Origin of the sequence: Streptomyces sp. NBC_00659, from assembly GCF_036226925.1 — a bacterium.
Classification (GTDB): Bacteria; Actinomycetota; Actinomycetes; order Streptomycetales; family Streptomycetaceae; genus Streptomyces.
Genome location: NZ_CP109031.1, coordinates 6271441 through 6292734, shown reverse-complemented (window position 1 = coordinate 6292734; position 21294 = coordinate 6271441). Strand labels below are relative to the sequence as shown.

Here is a 21294-nt window from a genome sequence, read left to right as displayed (position 1 = left end):
TCCTCAGCGGTCCCTCAGGTCGTACGAAAGCGAAGGCCCGCACGGCCGGGCGTCAGGGGGTGAGACCCCGGCCGGGCCGTACGGGAGGCAGGGCCCCGCCCCTCCGTGACGGAGGACCGACGGGGCCCTGCTCTCAGGTCACTTGGTGTTGATGACCTTGTCGATCGCGGTGTCCGCTTCCTTCGCGGCGTCCGCGACCGACTTCTTGCCGGTGCCGATGTTCTGCAGCATGGTCTGCAGGACCTGGGCCTTCTCGACCTGGCCCCAGCCCGGTGCCATCGGGACGAACCAGCTGGACTCGGCCGCGGTGGCCGGAACGGCCGTCGCCGGGTCGCTCTGCAGGCTGACCAGGTCGGTCTTGTTGTTGGGCAGGTTGCCCTTGCCCATCAGGTACTTCTGGCCCTTGGCGCCGGTGAACGCGTTGATCCACTCGGCGGCGACGGCCTGCGCCTTCGACTTCACCGGGACGGCAAGGTCGGAGCCGCCCAGGAAGACCGGGAGGTTCTTGCCGGACGGGCCGGGCATCACGAAGTTCTCGAGGTTGCCCTTGAGCTTGCCGGTCTTGTCGCTCTTCGGGTCCTCGGCGGTCGCGCCCTCCCAGGCGGCACCGAAGATCATGCCGGACTTGCCCTGGCCGTAGACGATGTAACGGTCGGACTCGTCCTTGGTCTTGTCGCCGTGCATGTACTTGTCGACGATGGTCTTGAACTCGTTGAGGCCCTTGACCGACTCGGGCGAGGAGAGGTTGGCCTTCCACGTGCCGCCCTCCTCCTTCGCGATGGAGCCGCCGGCGTCGTAGACGAAGGACATGGCCGCGTACCAGTCGCGGGTGGGCTGGTACCAGGCGCTGAACTTGGCGCCCTGCTTCTTCTGGATCTTGTCCAGGTCGGAGGTGAGCTCCGCGTACGTCTTCGGCGTGGACTTCACTCCGGCCGAGGCGGCGACGTCCTTGCGCCAGTTGCCGACGCGGCCACCGGCGTAGTACGGCACGCCATAGGTCTTGCCGTCGTAGGTCACGGACTCCTTGAGGCCGTCCAGCCAGGCGTCCGAGTTCTCGAACTTCGAGGCGTCGAGGGGAGCGAAGGCGCCCTTGACCATGTAGCCGAGCATCTCGGTGTTGCCCATCTCGACCACGTCCGGCGCCTTGTCGGTGGCGAGGACCGCGTCGAGCTTGGTGTTCTTGTCCGGCCAGCCGTAGTACTCGTGCTTGATCTTGATGCCGGGGTGCTTCGCCTCGATCGCCGTGTCGGCCTGCTTGACCAGGTCGGGCCAGTTGTTCTGCGCGTCGACCGTGAGCCAGACCGTCAGCTCCTTGGCGTCCGCACCCTTGTCCGACCCCCCGGACTTGTCGTCGTTGCCGCACGCCGCGACGGAGAACATCATGCCCGCGATACCGATCGCGGCTATCAGCTTGCGCTTCACGCCACCCTCCTCAGGGATGCCACAAACCCCCCTGCTCCCCGCGGTGACATACGCCGTGTACCGCCCGTGGGGCCGGGACTGGACCAATGGTGTAGACCAGTACCGGGAGCTTGGCCTAGACCTAGGGGGGTGTCAAGGGTGTGTAAGCCCGTCCAGTCGGCCGTTATGGGACCTACATATGCAAGAACCTTTAAGTAGCCAAGCGGCACAAATTACGGACCCGTTCGCGGCCTGCGAAGGAACCATCCCCGGTCAGCCCGCGCCGAGTTCGACGACACCGCCTGCGCGCGATGGACTAGACCAACAGGTACGCCGACGGTATATAGAGGGGATCACGGAGCGTGCGGGGAACACGCGCGCAACAAGCCGTGCCACGATGTGAGGCGTGGCCGACGACATGGCGGCCGCTTCGGCATCCGGAGCCGGGAAGGCAGAGCATGAGCACCGACGTCAGCAGTGCGGAGAACGAGGGTGGGGCGCCCATCCGTACCGCGCGTGTGCCCAAGTACTACCGTCTCAAGAAGCACCTCCTCGACATGACGGAGACGCTGCCGCCCGGTACGCCGGTACCGCCGGAGCGGACCCTCGCCGCCGAGTTCGACACCTCGCGCACCACGGTGCGGCAGGCCCTTCAGGAGCTGGTCGTCGAGGGGCGTCTCGAACGCATCCAGGGCAAGGGCACCTTCGTCGCCAAGCCGAAGGTCTCCCAGGCGCTCCAACTGACCTCGTACACCGAGGACATGCGGGCCCAGGGTCTCGAACCGACCTCGCAGCTGCTGGACATCGGCTACATCACCGCGGACGACGCCCTCGCCGGCCTGCTCGACATCACCGCCGGGGGCCGGGTGCTGCGCATCGAGCGGCTGCGCCTCGCGAGCGGCGAACCCATGGCCATCGAGACCACCCATCTCTCCGCCAAGCGTTTCCCCGCCCTGCGCAGGTCGCTGGTCAAGTACACCTCTCTCTACACCGCGCTGGCCGAGGTGTACGACGTCCATCTCGCCGAGGCCGAGGAGACCATCGAGACCTCGCTGGCGACCCCGCGCGAGGCCGGGCTGCTGGGCACCGATGTGGGCCTGCCCATGCTGATGCTCTCCCGCCACTCGATCGACCGGCAGGGCGAGCCGGTGGAATGGGTGCGGTCGGTGTACCGGGGCGACCGGTACAAGTTCGTCGCCCGCCTCAAGCGCCCGCAGGACTGAGCCATATGGCGTAACCCGCGGGTACGGGGCGCACGCTCCCGTACCCGCGCGTTGCGCCGCCCGGCCCGGCGGGCCCGGACGGACCGTCAGGCGCCGTACCGGCCCCAGGGGTTCCGCGCCCGCCGAAGGCGCCGTGCGCTCCGACACGAACCCTCCGCACCCGCCGTCCGAGCAGGGGTTCCCTAGAGCGGAACCATCCCCTAGATTGCCTGCGCGTTGCTCAGGTGATCGATGAGGGGACGGAGCCGCCCTATGTCAGACCTGCCCGAAGTGAAACCACCAGTGGTGACACCGGTACGTGTGGTGATCGCCCTCTGTCTGCTCGCGCCCTTCGGGGCGATGCTGTGGGTCGGCTCCTACACGAAGACCGACCCGGCGTTCATCGGCATCCCGTTCTTCTACTGGTACCAGCTGCTGTGGGTACCCCTTTCCACGCTGCTGACGGTGGTCGCGTACCAGCTCTGGCGACGTGACCAGCGGGCCCGTACCTCGGCGAAGGGAGGTGCGGAGGCATGAAGGACGGTGTGAACGGCGTCGCCCTCGGCGTCTTCCTCTTCTTCTTCCTGGCCGTCACGGTCCTGGGCTTCCTGGCCGCGCGCTGGCGCAGAGCCGCCGACGAGCACACCCTCGACGAGTGGGGCCTGGGCGGACGGTCCTTCGGCACCTGGGTGACCTGGTTCCTGCTCGGCGGCGACCTCTACACGGCGTACACCTTCGTCGCGGTGCCCGCGGCGATCTACGCGGCGGGCGCGGCCGGCTTCTTCGCCGTGCCGTACACGATCCTGGTCTATCCGCTGATCTTCACCTTCCTGCCCCGCCTGTGGTCGGTCTCCCACCGGCACGGCTATGTGACGACCTCGGACTTCGTGCGCGGCCGCTTCGGCTCCAAGGGCCTGTCCCTCGCCGTGGCCGTCACCGGCATCCTGGCCACCATGCCGTACATCGCGCTCCAGCTCGTCGGCATCCAGGCCGTCCTGGACGTGATGGGCGTGGGCGGCGGCGACAGCACCAACTGGTTCGTCAAGGACCTGCCGCTCCTCATCGCCTTCGGCGTGCTGGCCGCGTACACCTACTCCTCGGGTCTGCGGGCCCCCGCTCTGATCGCGTTCGTGAAGGACGCCCTGATCTACATCGTGATCGCGGTGGCCGTCATCTACATCCCGATCAAGCTGGGCGGCTTCGACGAGATCTTCAAGGCGGCGAGCGACAAGTACACGGCCGCGGGCGCCGGGGGGCTCGTCCCCGCCGAGGCGGGCCAGTGGACGTACGCCACCCTCGCGCTCGGCTCGGCCCTCGCGCTGTTCATGTATCCGCACTCGGTCACGGCGACCCTGTCCGGCCGCAGCCGGGAGGTGATCCGCCGCAACACGACGATCCTGCCGCTGTACTCGCTGATGCTGGGCCTGCTCGCCCTGCTCGGGTTCATGGCGATCGCGGCCGGCGTCAAGGTCACCAACGGCCAGCTCGCCATCCCCCAGCTCTTCGAGAACATGTTCCCCGACTGGTTCGCGGGCGTCGCCTTCGCCGCCATCGGGATCGGCGCGCTCGTCCCGGCGGCCATCATGTCGATCGCGGCCGCGAATCTCTTCACCCGCAACATCTACAGGGACTTCATCAACCCGGCCGCGACCCCGCGGCAGGAGACCCGGGTCTCCAAGCTGGTCTCGCTCCTGGTGAAGGTCGGCGCGCTGGTCTTCGTCCTGACCATGGACAAGACCGTCGCGATCAACTTCCAGCTGCTGGGCGGCATCTGGATCCTGCAGACCTTCCCCTCCCTGGTCGGCGGGCTGTTCACCCGCTGGTTCCACCGCTGGGCGCTGCTGGGCGGCTGGGCGGTCGGCATGCTCTACGGCACGATCGCCGCCTACGGAGTGGCCTCCCCGACCCAGAAGCACTTCGGCGGCAGCTCGAAGGAGATCCCCGGGATCGGGGAGATCGGCTACATCGGCCTGACGGCGTTCGTCCTGAACGTGGCCGTGGCCGTCGTCCTGACCTTCGCCCTCAGGGCGCTCAAGGCCCCGGAGGGCGTGGACGAGACCTCGCCCGGCGACTACACGGCCGACGCGGGCGACGCGGGCGTCGAGACGGAGCTCCCGCCGGCCACGGCGGACGCGAGCCACTAGGAGATCCGGAGGACTGTCCTGGCCGCGGCCGCGCGGGGTCACGGGGCAGGTCCCGGCGACAGCCGGGAAGACGGGCCGCCGGTGAAAAACCGGCGGCCCGTCGCCGTGCCGGTCGGGCACACTCACCCGCATGGACATCGTCATCCGGCCCGCGCGGCCCGAGGAGTACCCCACGGTGGCCGAGATCACGGCCGATGCCTATCTCGGCGACGGACTGCTCGACTTCGGGGGGAGCGACCCGTACCTCGGAAAGCTGCGGGACGTCGCGGGGCGCGCGGCCGTCTCCGAAGTGCTGGTCGCCGTGGAAGGGGAGCGGGTGCTCGGCAGTGTGACCTTCGTGACGGACGGCAGCCCCATGGCCGACTTCGCGCGCGCCGGGGAGGCCGAGATCCGGATGCTCGCGGTCACCCGGGAGGCGCGCGGCCGGGGTGCCGGTGAGGCCCTCGTGCGCGCCTGCGTCGGACGGGCACGGGCTCTGGAGGGCGGCTGTACGCGCGTGGTGCTGTCCACCCAGGGCAGCATGCACAGCGCCCACCGCGTCTACGAGCGCGTGGGCTTCACCCGCACGCCCGACCGCGACTGGAACCCGCTTCCGGAGCTCGACGACATCCGGCTGCTCACTTACGAGTTGACGCTCCGACACACTCCGTAGCGCTCTTCGGCACCAAGCGGACACAAGATGTGGGGGCAGTCCCGAAGCCCGGCACAAGATGTATGCTCATGGTCGCTGTCGCCGCAGGGGAATTCGGTGCGAATCCGGAACTGTCCCGCAACGGTGTACTTGTGCGTGTTCGCGTGTGTGCGGGCCCGCTCTCGTGTCAGTCCGAGGACCTGCCGACAGCGCGCCCCGGCCGTCCGGCCCGGGTGCCGACGACGTCCGGGCCTCGCGGAATGGGCTGGTGGACGCGTGGTGCGCTGCTGCCCTGAAGCGCTCCCGTGTGCCCCGCTCCTGCCCGCAAGGCCCCGTGCCGAGCGAGGGAGATCCCCACGTGACCATCGCGCCAGCCGATCCGGCTTCAGTGACCGCGCAGCAGGCCCGGGTGGAGACCGACGGTCCCGGAACCGCGCTGCTGCGGACCCTGACCGATCTCACCGCCGACCTCCCCGACGCCGACCCCGGCCGGGTCGCCGCCGCGGCGCTGCGCGGCCGGTCCGCCCGCGCCGACGAGGCCGAGCTGCGCGAACTGGCCACCGAGGCGGCCGCGGGTCTCATCTCCGAGGATCCCGTCTACTCCCGGCTGGCCGCCCGTCTGCTGGCGATCACCATCACCGAGGAGGCCGCCTCCCAGGGCGTCACGACCTTCTGCGAGTCGGTCGCCGTCGGCCACCGCGAGGGCCTGATCGCCGACCGCACCGCCGAGTTCGTCCGGCTGCACACGGCCCGTCTCGACGCGCTGACCGACTCCGAGGGCGACGACCGTTTCGGCTACTTCGGGCTGCGCACGCTGCACAGCCGCTATCTGCTCCGGCACCCCATCACCCGCAAGGTCGTCGAGACGCCCCAGCACTTCATGCTCCGGGTGGCCTCCGGCCTCGCCGAGGACGACACGGCCCGTTCCGTGGACGAAGTCGCCGCGCTCTACCGGCTCATGAGCCGCCTGGACTACCTCCCCTCCTCCCCCACGCTCTTCAACTCCGGTACGCGGCACCCGCAGATGTCGTCCTGCTACCTCCTGGACTCCCCGCTGGACGAGCTGGACTCCATCTACGACCGGTACCACCAGGTGGCACGCCTGTCGAAGCACGCGGGCGGCATCGGACTGTCCTACTCCCGTATCCGGTCGCGCGGTTCGCTGATCCGCGGCACCAACGGGCACTCCAACGGCATCGTGCCGTTCCTCAAGACGCTCGACGCCTCGGTCGCCGCGGTGAACCAGGGCGGCCGGCGCAAGGGCGCGGCCGCGGTGTACCTGGAGACCTGGCACTCCGACATCGAGGAGTTCCTGGAGCTGCGCGACAACACCGGTGAGGACGCCCGGCGTACGCACAACCTGAACCTCGCGCACTGGATCCCGGACGAGTTCATGCGCCGGGTGAACGAGGACGGCGTCTGGTCGCTGTTCTCCCCCGCCGACGTGCCGGAGCTGGTCGACCTGTGGGGCGACGAGTTCGACGCCGCGTACCGCAAGGCCGAGGAGGCGGGCCTCGCCAGGAAGACCATCCCGGCCCGCGACCTGTACGGCCGCATGATGCGCACCCTCGCGCAGACCGGCAACGGCTGGATGACCTTCAAGGACGCCGCCAACCGCACCGCCAACCAGACGGCGGAGCCGGGCCACACCGTCCACTCCTCGAACCTGTGCACCGAGATCCTGGAGGTCACGGACGACGGGGAGACGGCGGTCTGCAACCTGGGCTCGGTCAACCTGGGCGCGTTCGTCGTCGGTGACGACATCGACTGGGAGCGCCTCGACGAGACCGTGCGCACCGCGGTCACCTTCCTCGACCGTGTCGTGGACATCAACTTCTACCCGACCGAGCAGGCGGGCCGCTCCAACGCCAAGTGGCGTCCGGTCGGCCTCGGCGCGATGGGTCTCCAGGACGTCTTCTTCAAGCTGCGGCTGCCCTTCGACTCGCCCGAGGCCCGCGCGCTGTCCACCCGGATCGCCGAGCGCATCATGCTCGCCTCCTACGAGGCGTCCGCCGACCTCGCCGAGCGCAACGGCCCGCTCCCCGCCTGGGAGAAGACCCGTACCGCCCGTGGCGTCCTGCACCCGGACCACTTCGACGTCGAGCTGAACTGGCCGGAGCGCTGGGCGGCCCTGCGGCAGCGGATCGCCGAGGTCGGCATGCGCAACTCGCTGCTCCTGGCCATCGCGCCGACCGCGACCATCGCGTCCATCGCGGGCGTGTACGAGTGCATCGAGCCGCAGGTGTCGAACCTGTTCAAGCGCGAGACGCTCTCCGGCGAGTTCCTCCAGGTCAACTCCTACCTGGTGGCCGAGCTGAAGAAGCTCGGCGTGTGGGACGCGCAGACCCGTGAGGCGCTGCGCGAGTCCAGCGGCTCGGTGCAGGGCTTCACCTGGGTCCCGCAGGACGTCCGCGACCTGTACCGCACGGCGTGGGAGATCCCGCAGCGCGGCCTGATCGACATGGCCGCCGCCCGGACCCCGTTCCTGGACCAGGCCCAGTCGCTGAACCTGTTCCTGGAGACGCCGACCATCGGCAAGCTCTCCTCGATGTACTCCTACGCCTGGAAGTCGGGACTGAAGACGACGTACTACCTGCGGTCCCGCCCGGCGACGCGCATCGCCCGCGCGGCCCAGGCACAGGCGCAGCCCGAGAAGACCATCCCCGTCCAGCAGGTCGCCGACCCCGACGCCGTCGCCTGCTCTCTGGAAAACCCCGAGTCCTGCGAGGCCTGCCAGTAATGAGCGACACCACCACCGAGAAGGCCGCGTCCGAGAAAAACCTGCTCGACCCGGGCTTCGAACTGACCCTGCGTCCCATGCGCTACCCGGACTTCTACGAGCGCTACCGGGACGCGATCAAGAACACCTGGACCGTCGAGGAGGTCGACCTCCACTCGGACGTCGCCGACCTCGCGAAGCTGACGCCGGGTGAGCAGCACATGATCGGCCGGCTGGTCGCGTTCTTCGCGACGGGCGACTCGATCGTGTCGAACAACCTCGTGCTGACGCTGTACAAGCACATCAACTCCCCCGAGGCGCGGCTCTACCTGAGCCGGCAGCTCTTCGAGGAGGCCGTGCACGTCCAGTTCTATCTGACGCTGCTCGACACCTACCTGCCCGACCCCGAGGACCGCACCGCGGCCTTCGCGGCCGTCGAGAGCATCCCCTCCATCCGCGAGAAGGCGCAGTTCTGCTTCAAGTGGATGGACTCGGTGGAGAAGCTGGACCGGCTGGAGAGCAAGGCCGACCGCCGCCGCTTCCTGCTGAACCTGATCTGCTTCGCCGCGTGCATCGAGGGACTCTTCTTCTACGGGGCCTTCGCGTACGTCTACTGGTTCCGCAGCCGGGGTCTGCTGCACGGTCTGGCGACGGGCACCAACTGGGTGTTCCGTGACGAGACGATGCACATGAGCTTCGCCTTCGAGGTCGTCGACACCGTCCGCAAGGAGGAGCCGGAGCTCTTCGACGACCGGCTCCAGGAGCAGGTGACCGACATGCTGCGCGAGGCCGTCGAGGCGGAGCTGCAGTTCGGCCGCGACCTGTGCGGCGAGGGTCTGCCGGGCATGAACACCGACTCGATGCGGCAGTACCTGGAGTGCGTGGCGGACCAGCGCCTTCAGCGGCTGGGCTTCGCGCCGGTGTACGGCTCGGAGAACCCGTTCTCCTTCATGGAGCTCCAGGGTGTCCAGGAGCTGACGAACTTCTTCGAGCGCCGGCCGTCCGCGTACCAGGTCGCGGTGGAGGGCACCGTCGACTTCGACGAGGACTTCTGACCGTCCGCCCTCCGCCGGCCCGGTCGTGGCCGGCGCCGCCGCAGCGGCCGGGTGACAGCTGACAGGGCCCCGGCCGCGATGGCGGCCGGGGCCCTGTCGCACGCCGGGATGGATCCTGATCCCCCGGTGGCACGTCCAACCCGCAAGGAGGCCACCCCATGCGTCGATCGACCCACACCCGGATCATCGCCCTCACCGCTCTGACCCTGCTTCTCGCGGGCTGCGGCACACAGAGTGGAGGCGACGCGGGCGGCAGCGGCACCGTGTCGCCGTCGCCCACCACGTCACCCTCCCGGTCGCCCGGGGGCTGCGCCACGGCGAAGGCGGAGCTCGGCGCCGCCGACACCGGCGACACGTACTGTCTGGCGCCCGGCGAGACCGTCCGCGTCTCCCTGGACGGCACCACGCGCAGGCCCTGGGCACCCGTGAAGGCCGACGGCAGCGGTCTGGAGGCCACCAACAGCGGCATCGTCCTCCAGCCGGGCGACGCGTCCGCCGCCTACAAGGCGGTCTCGCCGGGAACGGTCCGGCTGACGTCGTCCCGGCCGATGTGTCCGAGTGATCCGGCCCGGGTCTCCTGCGACGGGCTTCAGGAGTGGGCGGTCACGGTGGTGGTGACGAAGGAGTGAGGGCGCGGCGGCCGCCCGGCGTCCTGGCGGGGGCGGGCGGCCGCCCTGAGCTGACGGTCCACGCGCCGCTCGCGGGCGAGCCCGATCAGGGAGGGGAGCGCCACGGCCGTGAAGATCGCGAGAACGGCCAGGATTCCGACGAGGTTGTCCATCGCTGAGTTCATGACACTAGTGTCGCGTCGATGACTCCTTACCGTCAGTGGCAGAGCTGCCGCAGACCCTCGAATTACTGCCACTTCCACGGCACACTGGCAGCATGCTGAACAACGTGGCGGCCGTCCTGCTCGACGGCGTGCATCCCTTCGAACTCGGCGTCGTCTGCGAGGTGTTCGGCCTCGACCGCAGCGACGAGGGCTTGCCCGTCTACGAGTTCGCGGTCGTGTCCGCCGAAGGGCCGACACTCGGCACCCACGTCCCCGGGTTCACGGTCTCCACTCCGTACGGTCTCGACCGGCTCGAAGAGGCCGACCTGGTGGTCGTGCCCGCCGGGGACACCTACGCCGTACGCGGCTATCCGCCCGAACTGCTCGCGGCGCTGCGCCGTGTGGTGGACCGCGGGGCCCGGGTGCTCAGCGTCTGCTCCGGGGTCTTCGCGCTCGGCGCGGCCGGGCTCCTGGACGGCAGGCGCTGCGCCGTGCACTGGCAGCACGTCGACGAGCTGGCCCGGCAGTACCCGCGGGCGATCGTCGAACCCGACGTCCTGTACGTGGACGAGGACCCGGTGATCACCTCGGCCGGCACCGCGGCCGGCATCGATGCCTGTCTGCACATCGTCCGCAAGGAGCAGGGCCCCGAGGTGGCCAACACCATCGCCCGCCGGATGGTGGTGCCTCCGCACCGCGACGGCGGGCAGGCCCAGTACATCGAGCGGCCCCTGCCCCGTTCGCAGTACGACACGGTCGGCGAGGTGCTGGTGTGGATGCAGCGGCACCTCGACGAGGAGACGACCGTCGAACAGCTCGCAGCCCGCGCCCATATGGCGCCGCGCACCTTCGCGCGCCGCTTCCAGCAGGAGACCGGGACCACGCCCTACCGCTGGATCCTGCGTCAACGGGTGCTGTTGGCACAGGAGCTGCTGGAAGCCACGGACGAGACGATGGACGCGATCGCGGGCCGCGCAGGCTTCGGCAACGCGGCGGCGCTGCGCCATCAGTTCGTACGGAGCCTGGGGACGACCCCGCAGGCTTACCGGCGCACGTTCAGGGGCCCGAGGGCGGCCTGAACATGCGCCGGTGGACGTGCGGACCGGACACCGGCCGGGCCGAGGCCCTAGCGCGACCGGGCCTTCAGCCGCAGGCCGTGGGGCCGCAGGGTGATGCCGACGCGGGTCGCGTCGCTGGACCCGGACACCGGCTCGAAGCGCCACCGGGACGCCACGGTGGCGGTGATCAGGGAGAGCAGTGCCATCGAGAAGTGGTCGCTCGGGCACTTGCGGTTGCCCACACTGAAGGGGCGCATTGCATACTTCGGGATGTCCTTGGAGCGTTCCGGAAGCCAGCGGTCGGGATCGAAATCCAGATGCTCCTGGTACGAACGGGGGTCGCGCTGGATCGCGTACGGGCTGTAGACGATGTCGGCACCGGCCGGAATGCGATAGCCGCCCAGCTCGGTTTCGGCCACCGCGCGCCGCGTCAATATCCATACGGCCGGGCGTAAACGCATCGCCTCGACGACGACATTGTTCGTGTGCGACAGCTTCCGGACGTCACCGAATCCGACGGGCCGGTCTCCCGCGACGGAACGGACCTCTGCGGCCACTTTGTCCGCCTGTTCCGGATGTTCCGTCAAGACTTGAAGCAACCACATGATCGTGGAGGCGATGGTTTCACTGCCGGGGGTGAGGATCGCGACGACTTGGTCGTGGATCTCCTGCTCGTCTATCGGGTCGCCGTCATCGTTCTTCGCCTCCAGCAATGCCGTCAGCAAATCGTTCGGCTTTTGACCAGATGCCCGCCGCTCGTCGATGATCTCGTCGACGAGCGCGTGCAAATCGGCCAATGCGCGGTCGAATGCGCGTATCGAGGGAAGCGGGAGCCGGTAGAGCGGTCCCGCGGGGATGACCATACGGCGGTACATGCCCCGGAACACCGTGGCGAGCGCGAGGCTCAGCCGCTCGGCGCGCTCGTCCATGAACCGGCCGCGCAGCAGACAGCGGGCGGCGACACGGACCGCGACACGGAACGACTCGGAGGTGCAGTCGACCGCCGTGCCGCTCTCCCAGCGCTCCGCGAACGCCTTCGACTCCTCCTCCATGATCGGGCCGTACTCGGGGATGATGTCGGCCCGGAACGCGGGCTGGATGGTCCGGCGCTGGCGCCGGTGCAGCGCTCCGTTGGCCGTGGCGACACCCTGCTTGCCCAGCAGGCCTTCGAGCGACTCCCACAGGGGGCCGCCGATCTCGTAGTCGGGACTGAGCGCCAGCGCGCCGGTGAGCGCGGGGGTGGTGACGGCGTACACCGTCTTGGGTCCCATCCTGAGCCGGACGACATCGCCGTGGTCGCGCAGCCGGGCGAGGAAGCCCAGTGGGTCGCGGACCAGTTTCCAGCCGTGTCCGAGGACGGGCAGCCCGCCTCCGGCAAGGGGCGGGACGGACAACTCCCGCACCTCGGGTCGTACCGCATCGACGGTCATTTCTCACCTGCCGCTTCATTGTTGACGTACGGGGGTGTGGAGCGGTCGTCCCAGCTGTCGACCATGTACCGGCCCGACTCGTGGTGGAACCAGTACACGGAGCTGAACCAGTTCCGCATGTTTCCGAGGCACGCCCTGACGGCGATGCTCGTCTCTTTTCCCCGGGCCGTACCGTCCGCGAGTGATCCGGCGAGCCGTGAAACGTCCTTCTCGGCGACGAGGAATTGTTCCACGCATTCCTCGACCCGCCGCCTCACTTCGGTGACGGCTTCTTCGAGTGTCAGCCCCTGATGATGAATGAGACTGATTCCGAGATTGTGGACCTCGTCGCCCGCTATTTCTTTGGGGAGCGAACAGAGGTCGTTGTACCAGGCGGCGAATTCCTGACTGAGTAATGCCGCCCGCTGGAATGCCGGATGCAGCCGCACCCCGGCGGGGAGTTCACGGCCGGCGCTCGGTTCCAGAAGGTCGGTCCAGATCTGGTGCGCGAAAGTGAGCCGACGGAGTTCCAGGTATTCCGCGACCGTGGGAATGGTGCCGGAGGCCCGGTTCCGGAATTCCCTGTCGTACGCGTCGATCACCGCGTGGAAGTGGAGTGCGAACCGTTTGTTCCAGTCCTCGCCGAGGAACGAGTACAACCGCACCATGCTGTCCGCGAACCCCGCGACCAGTGGGTCCTGGTGGTGCAGATGGTCCCTGGGGGCGTCGAGGGCCGCATGGAGCCGGAACCTGAGCTTCCGCCAGGCGCCTGCCCGGCCGTGGACGACATCGCGGTCGTGCCGGTCGTCCCAGACGAAGAACCACGCGCTGTAGTCCGCAATCGCCTGGAGGACGTCGTCGGGGGCGCCTATGTAGTAGCCCGCCATGAGGTCCGTGTAGCACAAGCCGTCCGCATACTCCTCGACCTTGTCCGCGGGCATCAGACGCTTTTCGAGGAGCCAGGTCCTGGTGTTCTCCTGAAGCCTCGGCCAATACGGGTGCAGTCGACGGGGAAACTCGGACTCGATCACCGGGAGAGAGAGCGCCGGTGGTACCGCAAGCAGTGTCGATGAAGAGCCGTATGAGAAAGCACGCACGAACAAACCCCTCTCAGCCGCCTGTTGACGTCACACCCCTCCGGCTGTACCGGGCGTGCGCCGTTGCGTATCCCCGCACTTCCCATTCAGCACCACAACTGACCGTTCTGGGAACGGATTTGGCCCACTGACTACGTGACCATGCCGAGAATATCCCCTTGTGTGACTGAATCCGGATCACTGAAGGAGCACAAGGGATCGAACATATGACGTACATGCGAACGGTGCCTGGTCAGGCGGATCGCCTGTCCAAGCACCGTTCGAGTAGACCCACAAGAGGCCGTGCGTCACGCCGGTCAATTTATGTCCCAGCGGCGCGGGGCGCCCTGCGAAGCGAGGCTCAGCCGTTCGCCACGGTCGCGTAGCGAGGCTCGTTCTCGGCCATCTGCCGCAGTGCGTCCTTGCGGTCGCGCTTGGAGAGCCGGTCGATGTACAGGTACCCGTACAGGTGGTCCGTCTCGTGCTGGAGGCAGCGCGCGAAGTATCCCGTACCGCGCACCCGGACCGGGTTGCCCTTCTCGTCCTGCCCGGTGACCTCGGCGTAGTCGGGGCGGGCGAGCGGCGCGTAGGCGGTCGGCACCGACAGGCAGCCCTCGTTGCTCTCGTCCAACTGACGTTGGTCGGCGGGCAGGTCGACCAGCTTCGGGTTGCAGACCACACCGACGTGCCGGGTGCCCTGGTCGTCCTGGCAGTCGTAGACGAAGACCTTCAGGTCGACACCGATCTGGTTGGCGGCCAGGCCCACGCCCTCGGCGGTGCGCTGGCTAGCGAACATGTCGGCGACCAGCCGGCCGAGCTCGTCGCCGAACTCGGTGACGTCCTTGCACTCCTTGTGCAGCACCGGGTTCCCGACCACCGTGATCGGGCGAGAGGTGCCACGCTCGCGGTAGCCCGTCTCGCGCTCCTCGGCGTCCTCGGTGTCGATGACGAAGCCGTCGTCGTCCACGGGGAGCACACCCACGTGCTGCTGATCGGTTTCCTGCTGCGCCATGACGACGTACGCCTTCCTCAGACCTTTGATTTCTGCGACTACAGCCTAAAGGTGCGCTCAGCAGACCTCTTCCAGATCCCGCCAGTCACGGGAGTCCGGACTGTCGGCGACCCAGCCGTCGAGCAGGCCGCGCACCAGCGAGGCCGGCGCCGCGAGCCCGCACTCCCGCTCGGGCACCCACAGCTGCCCGTCGGTGCGGTGGCCGAGCGGACCCGGGTGCCCGGGCTCGCTGTGGTCGTGCGGGTCGAGGTGTTCCTCGTCGCCCTCGTCGGACGGCATCCGGGACTCGGAGCACATCCGGCACAGCAGCCGTACGGACGAGGACCAGTCCTCCGCGGCGAAGCCGGCGTCGGCGGCGAGCCGCTCCAGCGCGTCCCGGTCGTCCTCGGTGGCCGCCTCCAGCAGGACGACCCAGGTGGGCACCGGCGAGGGCGCCCACAGCTCGATCTCGTCGAAGACCGGGTAGGCGTGCCCGGCGGCCGTGGTCCGCTCGCCGTGCGGAACGCCGTCGTGCAGAACGACCTCGCCCCAGCGGCGCCCGGAGGACGGCAGCGGGATCGACAGCACCTCGACGCGGGCGGGGTCCAGCCGACGCCCCCACACCACCTCGGCCTCGCCCTCCGGCGACAGCCTCACGGCCGCGCTGCCGAGGTCCATGCCCACGGGCTCGCCCGAGACGGCGGCACCGCCGGGCACCCGCAGCCCGTACGCCTGCCAGGAACGCCGCGCCAGCGGCCAGTCCTGCAGCGCGGTGGCCGCGATCCCCACGTTCCACCAGTCGGGTGCGCCGGTCTCGCGGTCGAGCAGGGCGACGGCCCGCAGGCCCGCTGCCCGCGCCTGCTCCCAGTCGTGCCGGAACTTGTGCAGCAGAGCCAGGTTGAACCAGGACTCGGACAGCCAGGGCTCCAGGTCCGCGGCACGCGTCAGCAGCGCTCCCGCGTCCTCGTACCGGCCGTCGCCGATCAGCGTGAACGCACGGTCGGTGGCCTGCCGCCATGAGGCGGAGGGCCGGTGTCGTCCCTTGCCGAAGATCCTCACGATTCCCGCCTGCCAGTTCCTGGTGTTACCCGCCTGCCGGTCCTTCGAAGAGTCCCTGGGAGGCAGTGCAGCCCCGGGCCGGCCCACGCCCCCTGACACCCTCTCCCTCGCATCCAACCACGTACCTTCGGACGGCCGCTCATTACCCATGGGTTACCCAGCCCGGGGCAAGGTCAGACCGGCTCGGGACACGACCCGGGCCAGCGCCTCCACGACCTCCGGCTGGTAGTCGCGGGCGGTGGCCAGCCGCAGCTTCTCCAGCGCTGTCAGCGGCCCTGTGGGCCCTGCTGCCCAGGCCATCTCCTCGTATGCGTTCACGGTCCGCACGATGCGCGCGGTGACCGGCTGCTCCCGGTACGGGTCCGCCTGCCGCTCCACCACGACGGCGACCTCGGCCTCCACCCCGGTCTGCCGTACGACGGCGCCGCCGAGCAGCGCGATCCGCCGCTGCTCGGCCGCCGGAAGCGCGGCGGTGGCGCCGGCCGGCACCGGGTCGACCAGGCTGAGCTGCCCGATGTCGTGCATCAGCGCCGCGTATTCCAGGACGGTGAGGCCGGGCTCGGACAGGCCCAGCTCGCGGCCCACGGCCCGGCTGAGGGCGGCCACCCGCCGGGCGTGACCGGCCGGTGTGTACCCGGCGATCTCGGTCGCGCGCGCGAGGGACGCGATCGTCTGCCGGTAGGTGACCCGCACGGCCGCGTAGCGCCGGAAGGAGAGCTGGGTGAGCAGCAGCGGCAGCGAGAAGACGGGCAGGGCCCACAGTCCGACCACCGCGACCGCGAGCGCCATCACGGCCCCGGTCGCGCACACCGCCGAACCGATCCCGAGGGTGGCCCGCAGTTCGTCGCGCAGCAGCGGCCCGAACGGCCACCGGGTCCGCGCGTGGGCCGTCACCGCCGCGAGCACGGCGTCCCACAGTGTGGTGAGGACCAGCAGCGCGACCAGCAACAGTGCCTGCGCCGAGCCGCCCCATTCCAGCAACCTGCCCCGGTCGTAGAGGGGTTGGAAGCAGACGGCGGCGAAGGTGACGGTCAGGACGCGGCGGGAGAGATGGTCGAGCGTCGGCGCCTGTCCCCGTGCCACGTGCGGAACGCAGCCGATCAGTGCCGCCGCCACGACCACGGCGACGACCTGGAGGACACCGTGGTCGGTGCGGTGCCCGGCGTTCTCGCCGAGCAGCGCGTACGCGAGGGCTCCGGCGGCCCCGAGGGGTGCGGACTCCCGTTCCTCGGCCCCGCTCCACCGGGCGAGCTCGCCGACGGCTATGAGCAGGCCGAAGGCCAGCGCCGTGCCGCGTTGGTCGAGCCCTTCCCAGAGGGTGACGCCGAGGGCGAGGAGCGCGAGGAGAAGGGCGAGGGCGCGCACCGCCGCGAGCAGGGCGGGGGTCCTCCCGGCCGGCGCGGGACGGGCCGGCCGGGGGGAGCGGGCGGGGGCCTCGCGCCGCGGGGCGGTCGTGCTCACGGTGCGCTCCGCCCGAGGGTGTCGGACGGATACGCCGGCATGCCGGGTGCGACGGCCGGGGCGGTGTCCGCGGTCACCGCGGGATGCCAGCCGTGCCGGTCGAGCGCCCGCACCAGCGCCGCCACCATCCGGGGGTCGAACTGTGTCCCCGCGCAGCGCCCCAGTTCCTCCAGGGCCGCCCGTACCGGGCGGGCCCTGCGGTAGGACCGGGTCGACGTCATGGCGTCGAACGCGTCGGCGACGGCCACCACCCGGGCGAACTCGGGGATCTGCGGCCCCGCCAGTCCGTACGGATATCCGCTTCCGTCCAGCCGCTCGTGGTGGTGCAGGATCGCCGAGCGGGCCTCGCCGAGAAACCCGATCCCGCGGACCATCTCGTGCCCGTACTCGGGATGCAGTTCGATGACCCGCCGTTCCTCGGGGGTCAGCGGTCCGTCCTTGCGCAACAGCCGTGTGGGGACACCGAGTTTGCCGACGTCGTGCAGGATGCCGGCGAACCGGAGCACCTCGACGCGCTCGTCGTGCATGCCCAGCTCACGGGCGATCAGCACGGATGCCCGCCCGACCCGCTCGCTGTGTCCGCGGGTGTAGCCGTCCTTGATGTCGACGGCCTGGACGAGGGCGCGGATGGTGGCCTGGTGGGCGGCCCGTTCGCGGTGGTATTGGGCGAAGACCCAGCAGGAGACGTACATCGGCAGCAGGACGAGGAGCGCGGCGACGGGGCCGTACGGGCTGCGCCAGAGCACCGCCATCATCAGCCCGGCGAGGCCGTGCACGGCGACCGGTGCCAGTGAGCGCGCGAAGAGCCCGTGCCAGGCACCGCGCACCGGAGCGCGCTCGGCCAGGGCGAGGATCCCGCCGTCGAGGACGGTGAGCGCGGCGCTGAAGGTGAGCACCGCGGCTCCGGCGGGCACGAGCGCGTAGGGGAAATCGGGCGCGACGAGCGTGTCCCGGCCGCCGAGCGCCCCGTACACCCGGGAGGCCGCCCAGACGGCGACGGCGAGCTGGGCCGCGCGCCAGATCCGGCGCGGGCCGCGCGGGCGCTGTTCGACCCGGGCGAGCAGCGCCCCGGGCAGTGCGACGAGGGCGGCGGCCGGCGCGGGCAGCAGGAAGGCGCCGGCCAGCAGGACGGGGAGGAAGGCGCCCATCCCCTGCGTGGTGTCGCCGCCGGGTGCGCCGGCTCCGTGCGGCCGGAGCGGCAGTGTGACGCGCTCGCAGCCCGCGTACAGCACGGCGAGCAGCGCGACGATCTCCCAGGGGACGCGCAGATGCGGCAAGGGAGCCAGGCAGGCGAGAGCCAGGAGAACGACACCGGCCACGTACACACGGGCCCACGCCGGAACCGAACCCATCCCCGAACCTCCCCCGTACCTCCCCCGGCCTCAGGCTCGGAGCCTAGGGCGGGAGAAAGGGAGTGGGGACGGGTATGTGCGAATCCGCGGGCTCCAGGCCCGCGGATTCGCACGTTCGGGTGATAAAAGGAGGGCCGGGAGGCCGTCGCCGGGGCGTGCCCCTCGCGGTGGAGGGTCGCCCGGGGTCAGGACTCCTGGGCCGTCGCGGTCACGTCATGCTCGGGCACGGCCTGTCCTGAGCGGATCAGATCGATGCGGCCCATGACCTTGGCCCGCAGATCGGTCGGCACGTCGTCATGGCCGCAGCACCGCTTGACCAGCTTCTTGACGGCCTGCTCGAGGCCGTACTTCTCCAGGCACGGGGAGCACTCTTCGAAGTGGACCTCGAACTTGGTGCAGTCCGCGTCCGGCATCTCATGATCGAGGAACTCGTACAGATGATCGAGTACCTCACTGCAATCCGTCTCGTGCGGCTCTCCGCAGCTCATGAGCCCGAGCCTTTCGCTTCGTTCGACTCTCCGGCGCCGGCGGGGACCAGTCCGCGGTCACGGGCGTAGTCCTCCAGCATGCCGCGCAGTTGGCGACGGCCCCGGTGCAGCCGGGACATCACCGTACCGATGGGTGTCCCCATGATGTCCGCGATCTCCTTGTACGCAAAGCCCTCTACATCCGCGAGATAGACGGCGATGCGGAATTCCTCGGGGATCGCCTGCAGCGCTTCCTTGACGTCGGAGTCGGGCAGGTGGTCCAGCGCCTGCGACTCGGCGGAACGAAGGCCGGTCGACATGTGCGACTCGGCGCGCGCCAGCTGCCAGTCCTCGATCTCCTCGGCCGCGCTGCGCTGGGGTTCGCGCTGCTTCTTGCGGTACGAGTTGATGAAGGTGTTGGTGAGAATGCGGTACAGCCACGCCTTGAGGTTCGTGCCCTCACGGAACTGGTGGAAGGACGCGTACGCCTTGGCGTACGTCTCCTGCACCAGGTCCTCGGCATCGGCCGGATTGCGCGTCATGCGCAGGGCGGCCGAGTACATCTGGTCGAGGAATTCGAGCGCGTCCCGCTCGAAGCGCGCGGTGCGCTCGGCGGAGGTCTCCGCCGTCGCGTCGCTCGTGCCCTGGCCCTCGGGCTGCTCCGCCTGGCCGTTTTCGGTCCCTGCGTCGGTCCCAGTGACCGGACCCACCTCCTCCAGCGACGTAGCGAGACCGAGACCGGTCCCACTGGAATCGGAGGATAGACGAACATCATGCCCGCCCGCCGCCCGAATCGGGGCGTTCTTGCCCGCGTGCAGCACCGTCCAGTCCAGGTCAGCGCGGCTGCTGCGGCTCGGGCAGAAGGTCGAACCCATGCGGCGGACTTCCTCTCGTACGAACGGTGCAGCACACTGCGTGCTGTCTGATCGGCACAACAGAAGTCCGTCACTCTGCATTCCCGGCCGTCACTCGAGTGACGCGGCCCACCCGACGACACCGTCCGTGATGATCTTCAGCGCCTCCTCCTGGGTGAGCGGGGCCCTCTTCGGGACGGCGAAGCCGTGATCGCCGTAGGGCACTTCGGTCAGCTCGTACGAGCCCGGCGGGAACTCCTCCGGCCGGCCGAACGGATCGTTGCCGCCCTGGACGACGAGTGCGGGCACCCCGGCGCCGAGCAGCTCGGCGGCGCGGGACTTCTCCGGCTTGCCCGGCGGGTGCAGGGGAAAGCTCAGGGCGAGCACCGCGGCAGCGCCCAGCTCCACCGCGGTCCTGCACGCGACCCGGGCGCCCGCGCTGCGGCCTCCGGAGACCACGGGCAACCCCTGCTCGGCCAGCGCCGGCCACACGCCCCGCCATCCCACGTCCAGCGTCTTCGGCGCGGGGGCCACCTTCTTCCCGGCCACCCGCCAGGGCTGCTCGACGAGTGCCACGCTCACCCCGTGGGCGGGCAGCACCTCGGCGAGCGCCCGCAGGTCCCGGGCCTCGATGCCGCCGCCCGCGCCGTGGCTCACGGCGAGGACGAGGCGCGCCTTCACCGCCCGGTGCCAGGTGATCCGGGCCGTACCGGCGCCGGTCTCGATGGTCTCGCCGGTCTCGCCGGTCTCGCCGGTCTCGCCGGTCTCGCCGGTCTCGCTCACGTCGCTGATCCTCGCCACGTCAGAAGAGTGTGCCCTCCTCGGGCCCTTCCAGCTCCGTCAGCAGCTCCGCCCCGTTGTTGCGGACATTGCTGACCGCGGTGGAGACGGGGTACGCGCGCATCAGCCCGGTGGGCGGCGGCGCGAGCAGGTCACGCAGTTCGTCCGGGTCCGTGCGGGACGGGTCGAGCCAGCTGTCCCAGCGGTCGGGGGTGAGCATCAGGGGCATCCGCGGGTGGATGTCGGCCAGCGCCCGCGGTCCCTCGGCGGGGGCCACCGCGAGCGGTGCCGTCTCCGCCTCGGTCGTGATGACCGAGCAGGTCGTCCACCAGGCCAGCGGATGCTCGTCCGGCAGCGTCCGGTCGCGCCAGAACTCGTACAGTCCCGCCATCGCGAAGACCGAGCCGTCCGCCGGCGTCACGAAGTACGGCTGCTTGCGCGGCCGCTTCTTCCTGCCCTCGACCTCCAGATCGCGCTCGGCGGTGCCGGTGACCCACTCGTAGTAGCCGTCGGCGGGGACGATGCAGCGCCGGGTGGCGAAGGCACGGCGGTACGAGGGCTTCTCGTGCACCGTCTCCGCGCGCGCGTTGATCATCCGGGCGGCGCCCTCGGGCGTCTTGGCCCAGGACGGGACGAGTCCCCACTTGAGCTTGCGCAGCTGGCGAACCGGGTCCGGGCTGTCCGCGTCCTTCACAGGGCGGTCGAGGACGACGTAGACCTCCTTCGTCGGAGCCACGTTGTAGTCGGGCGCCAGAGTCTCCTCCGCGTCCCATTTCTCGACCTCAAAGGTTGCTGCGAGATCCTCGGGTCCACGACTGGCTGCATACCGTCCGCACATACGTGCAACACTGCCAGATTCCGCG

Annotated in this window: 20 protein-coding genes and 1 riboswitch; of the genes, 8 read left to right on the top strand and 12 right to left on the bottom strand. The window is 69.8% G+C overall.

The window, feature by feature from the left end; all coding sequences use genetic code 11:
- Positions 1–138: 138 nt before the first annotated feature.
- The gene (locus tag OG410_RS27580) at positions 139–1422 is read right to left on the bottom strand and encodes an extracellular solute-binding protein (protein WP_329301591.1); all 1284 of its coding nucleotides are present in this window, start codon (positions 1420–1422) and stop codon (positions 139–141) included.
- 437 nt (positions 1423–1859) lie between these two features.
- Between OG410_RS27580 and OG410_RS27575 the strand changes: the two genes are divergently transcribed.
- From OG410_RS27575 to OG410_RS27545, 7 genes are all read left to right on the top strand, one after another.
- Complete coding sequence (locus OG410_RS27575; protein ID WP_326785595.1) at positions 1860–2624, top strand: GntR family transcriptional regulator; 765 nt, start codon at positions 1860–1862, stop codon at positions 2622–2624.
- Positions 2625–2876: 252 nt separating this feature from the next.
- Positions 2877–3140, top strand: a complete 264-nt coding sequence (locus OG410_RS27570) for a DUF3311 domain-containing protein (protein WP_329301590.1) — start codon at positions 2877–2879, stop codon at positions 3138–3140.
- Complete coding sequence (mctP, locus tag OG410_RS27565; protein ID WP_329301589.1) at positions 3137–4747, top strand: monocarboxylate uptake permease MctP; 1611 nt, start codon at positions 3137–3139, stop codon at positions 4745–4747. Before OG410_RS27570 ends, mctP begins: the two co-directional genes overlap by 4 nt.
- Positions 4748–4877: 130 nt before the next feature.
- Positions 4878–5399: a GNAT family N-acetyltransferase gene (locus tag OG410_RS27560; RefSeq protein ID WP_329301588.1), complete on the top strand. Its 522-nt coding sequence runs from the start codon at positions 4878–4880 to the stop codon at positions 5397–5399.
- Between the two features lie 52 nt (positions 5400–5451).
- Positions 5452–5600, top strand: a riboswitch (cobalamin riboswitch).
- A gap of 136 nt (positions 5601–5736) precedes the next feature.
- Complete coding sequence (locus OG410_RS27555; protein ID WP_329301587.1) at positions 5737–8118, top strand: ribonucleoside-diphosphate reductase subunit alpha; 2382 nt, start codon at positions 5737–5739, stop codon at positions 8116–8118.
- Positions 8118–9152 carry a ribonucleotide-diphosphate reductase subunit beta gene (locus OG410_RS27550; RefSeq protein WP_328448413.1) on the top strand — a complete coding sequence of 345 codons (1035 nt, stop codon included), beginning with the start codon at positions 8118–8120 and terminating at the stop codon, positions 9150–9152. The genes OG410_RS27555 and OG410_RS27550 overlap by 1 nt, the downstream gene beginning before the upstream one ends.
- Before the next feature lie 158 nt (positions 9153–9310).
- Positions 9311–9781, top strand: coding sequence for a hypothetical protein (locus OG410_RS27545; RefSeq protein ID WP_329301586.1), 471 nt, complete (start codon positions 9311–9313; stop codon positions 9779–9781).
- Here the strand turns inward: OG410_RS27545 and OG410_RS27540 are convergent.
- Entirely contained in the window at positions 9742–9945 is a 204-nt protein-coding gene (locus OG410_RS27540; RefSeq protein ID WP_329301585.1) for a hypothetical protein, read from the bottom strand. The two genes, OG410_RS27545 and OG410_RS27540, sit on opposite strands and share 40 nt — an antisense overlap.
- A 92-nt stretch (positions 9946–10037) precedes the next feature.
- Between OG410_RS27540 and OG410_RS27535 the strand changes: the two genes are divergently transcribed.
- Complete coding sequence (locus OG410_RS27535) at positions 10038–11003, top strand: GlxA family transcriptional regulator (protein ID WP_329301584.1); 966 nt, start codon at positions 10038–10040, stop codon at positions 11001–11003.
- Between the two features lie 47 nt (positions 11004–11050).
- Here OG410_RS27535 and OG410_RS27530 read toward each other — a convergent pair whose 3' ends face one another.
- From OG410_RS27530 to OG410_RS27485, 10 genes are all read right to left on the bottom strand, one after another.
- Positions 11051–12412, bottom strand: a complete 1362-nt coding sequence (locus OG410_RS27530) for a bifunctional albaflavenone monooxygenase/terpene synthase (RefSeq protein ID WP_329301583.1) — start codon at positions 12410–12412, stop codon at positions 11051–11053.
- Complete coding sequence (gene cyc1 / locus OG410_RS27525; protein WP_329304268.1) at positions 12409–13488, bottom strand: epi-isozizaene synthase; 1080 nt, start codon at positions 13486–13488, stop codon at positions 12409–12411. The genes OG410_RS27530 and cyc1 overlap by 4 nt, the downstream gene beginning before the upstream one ends.
- A 340-nt stretch (positions 13489–13828) precedes the next feature.
- Positions 13829–14479 (bottom strand): peptide deformylase, encoded by a 651-nt coding sequence (gene def, locus OG410_RS27520; protein ID WP_329301582.1) that lies wholly within the window; start codon positions 14477–14479, stop codon positions 13829–13831.
- Positions 14480–14536: 57 nt separating this feature from the next.
- Positions 14537–15517 (bottom strand): tetratricopeptide repeat protein, encoded by a 981-nt coding sequence (locus tag OG410_RS27515; protein WP_326785606.1) that lies wholly within the window; start codon positions 15515–15517, stop codon positions 14537–14539.
- A gap of 153 nt (positions 15518–15670) precedes the next feature.
- Entirely contained in the window at positions 15671–16894 is a 1224-nt protein-coding gene (locus tag OG410_RS27510; RefSeq protein WP_443063912.1) for a metal-dependent phosphohydrolase, read from the bottom strand.
- Positions 16895–16974: 80 nt separating this feature from the next.
- Complete coding sequence (locus tag OG410_RS27505; RefSeq protein WP_329301581.1) at positions 16975–18330, bottom strand: HD-GYP domain-containing protein; 1356 nt, start codon at positions 18328–18330, stop codon at positions 16975–16977.
- Between the two features lie 185 nt (positions 18331–18515).
- Complete coding sequence (gene rsrA / locus OG410_RS27500; RefSeq protein ID WP_328448430.1) at positions 18516–18818, bottom strand: mycothiol system anti-sigma-R factor; 303 nt, start codon at positions 18816–18818, stop codon at positions 18516–18518.
- Positions 18815–19507: an RNA polymerase sigma factor SigR gene (gene sigR, locus OG410_RS27495; RefSeq protein ID WP_326790805.1), complete on the bottom strand. Its 693-nt coding sequence runs from the start codon at positions 19505–19507 to the stop codon at positions 18815–18817. Before sigR ends, rsrA begins: the two co-directional genes overlap by 4 nt.
- A gap of 255 nt (positions 19508–19762) precedes the next feature.
- The gene (locus tag OG410_RS27490; protein WP_443063911.1) at positions 19763–20434 is read right to left on the bottom strand and encodes an alpha/beta hydrolase family protein; all 672 of its coding nucleotides are present in this window, start codon (positions 20432–20434) and stop codon (positions 19763–19765) included.
- A gap of 19 nt (positions 20435–20453) precedes the next feature.
- A complete protein-coding gene (locus tag OG410_RS27485; RefSeq protein WP_329301580.1) occupies positions 20454–21269 on the bottom strand; it encodes an SOS response-associated peptidase in 816 nt (271 codons plus the stop codon).
- Positions 21270–21294: the final 25 nt, after the last annotated feature.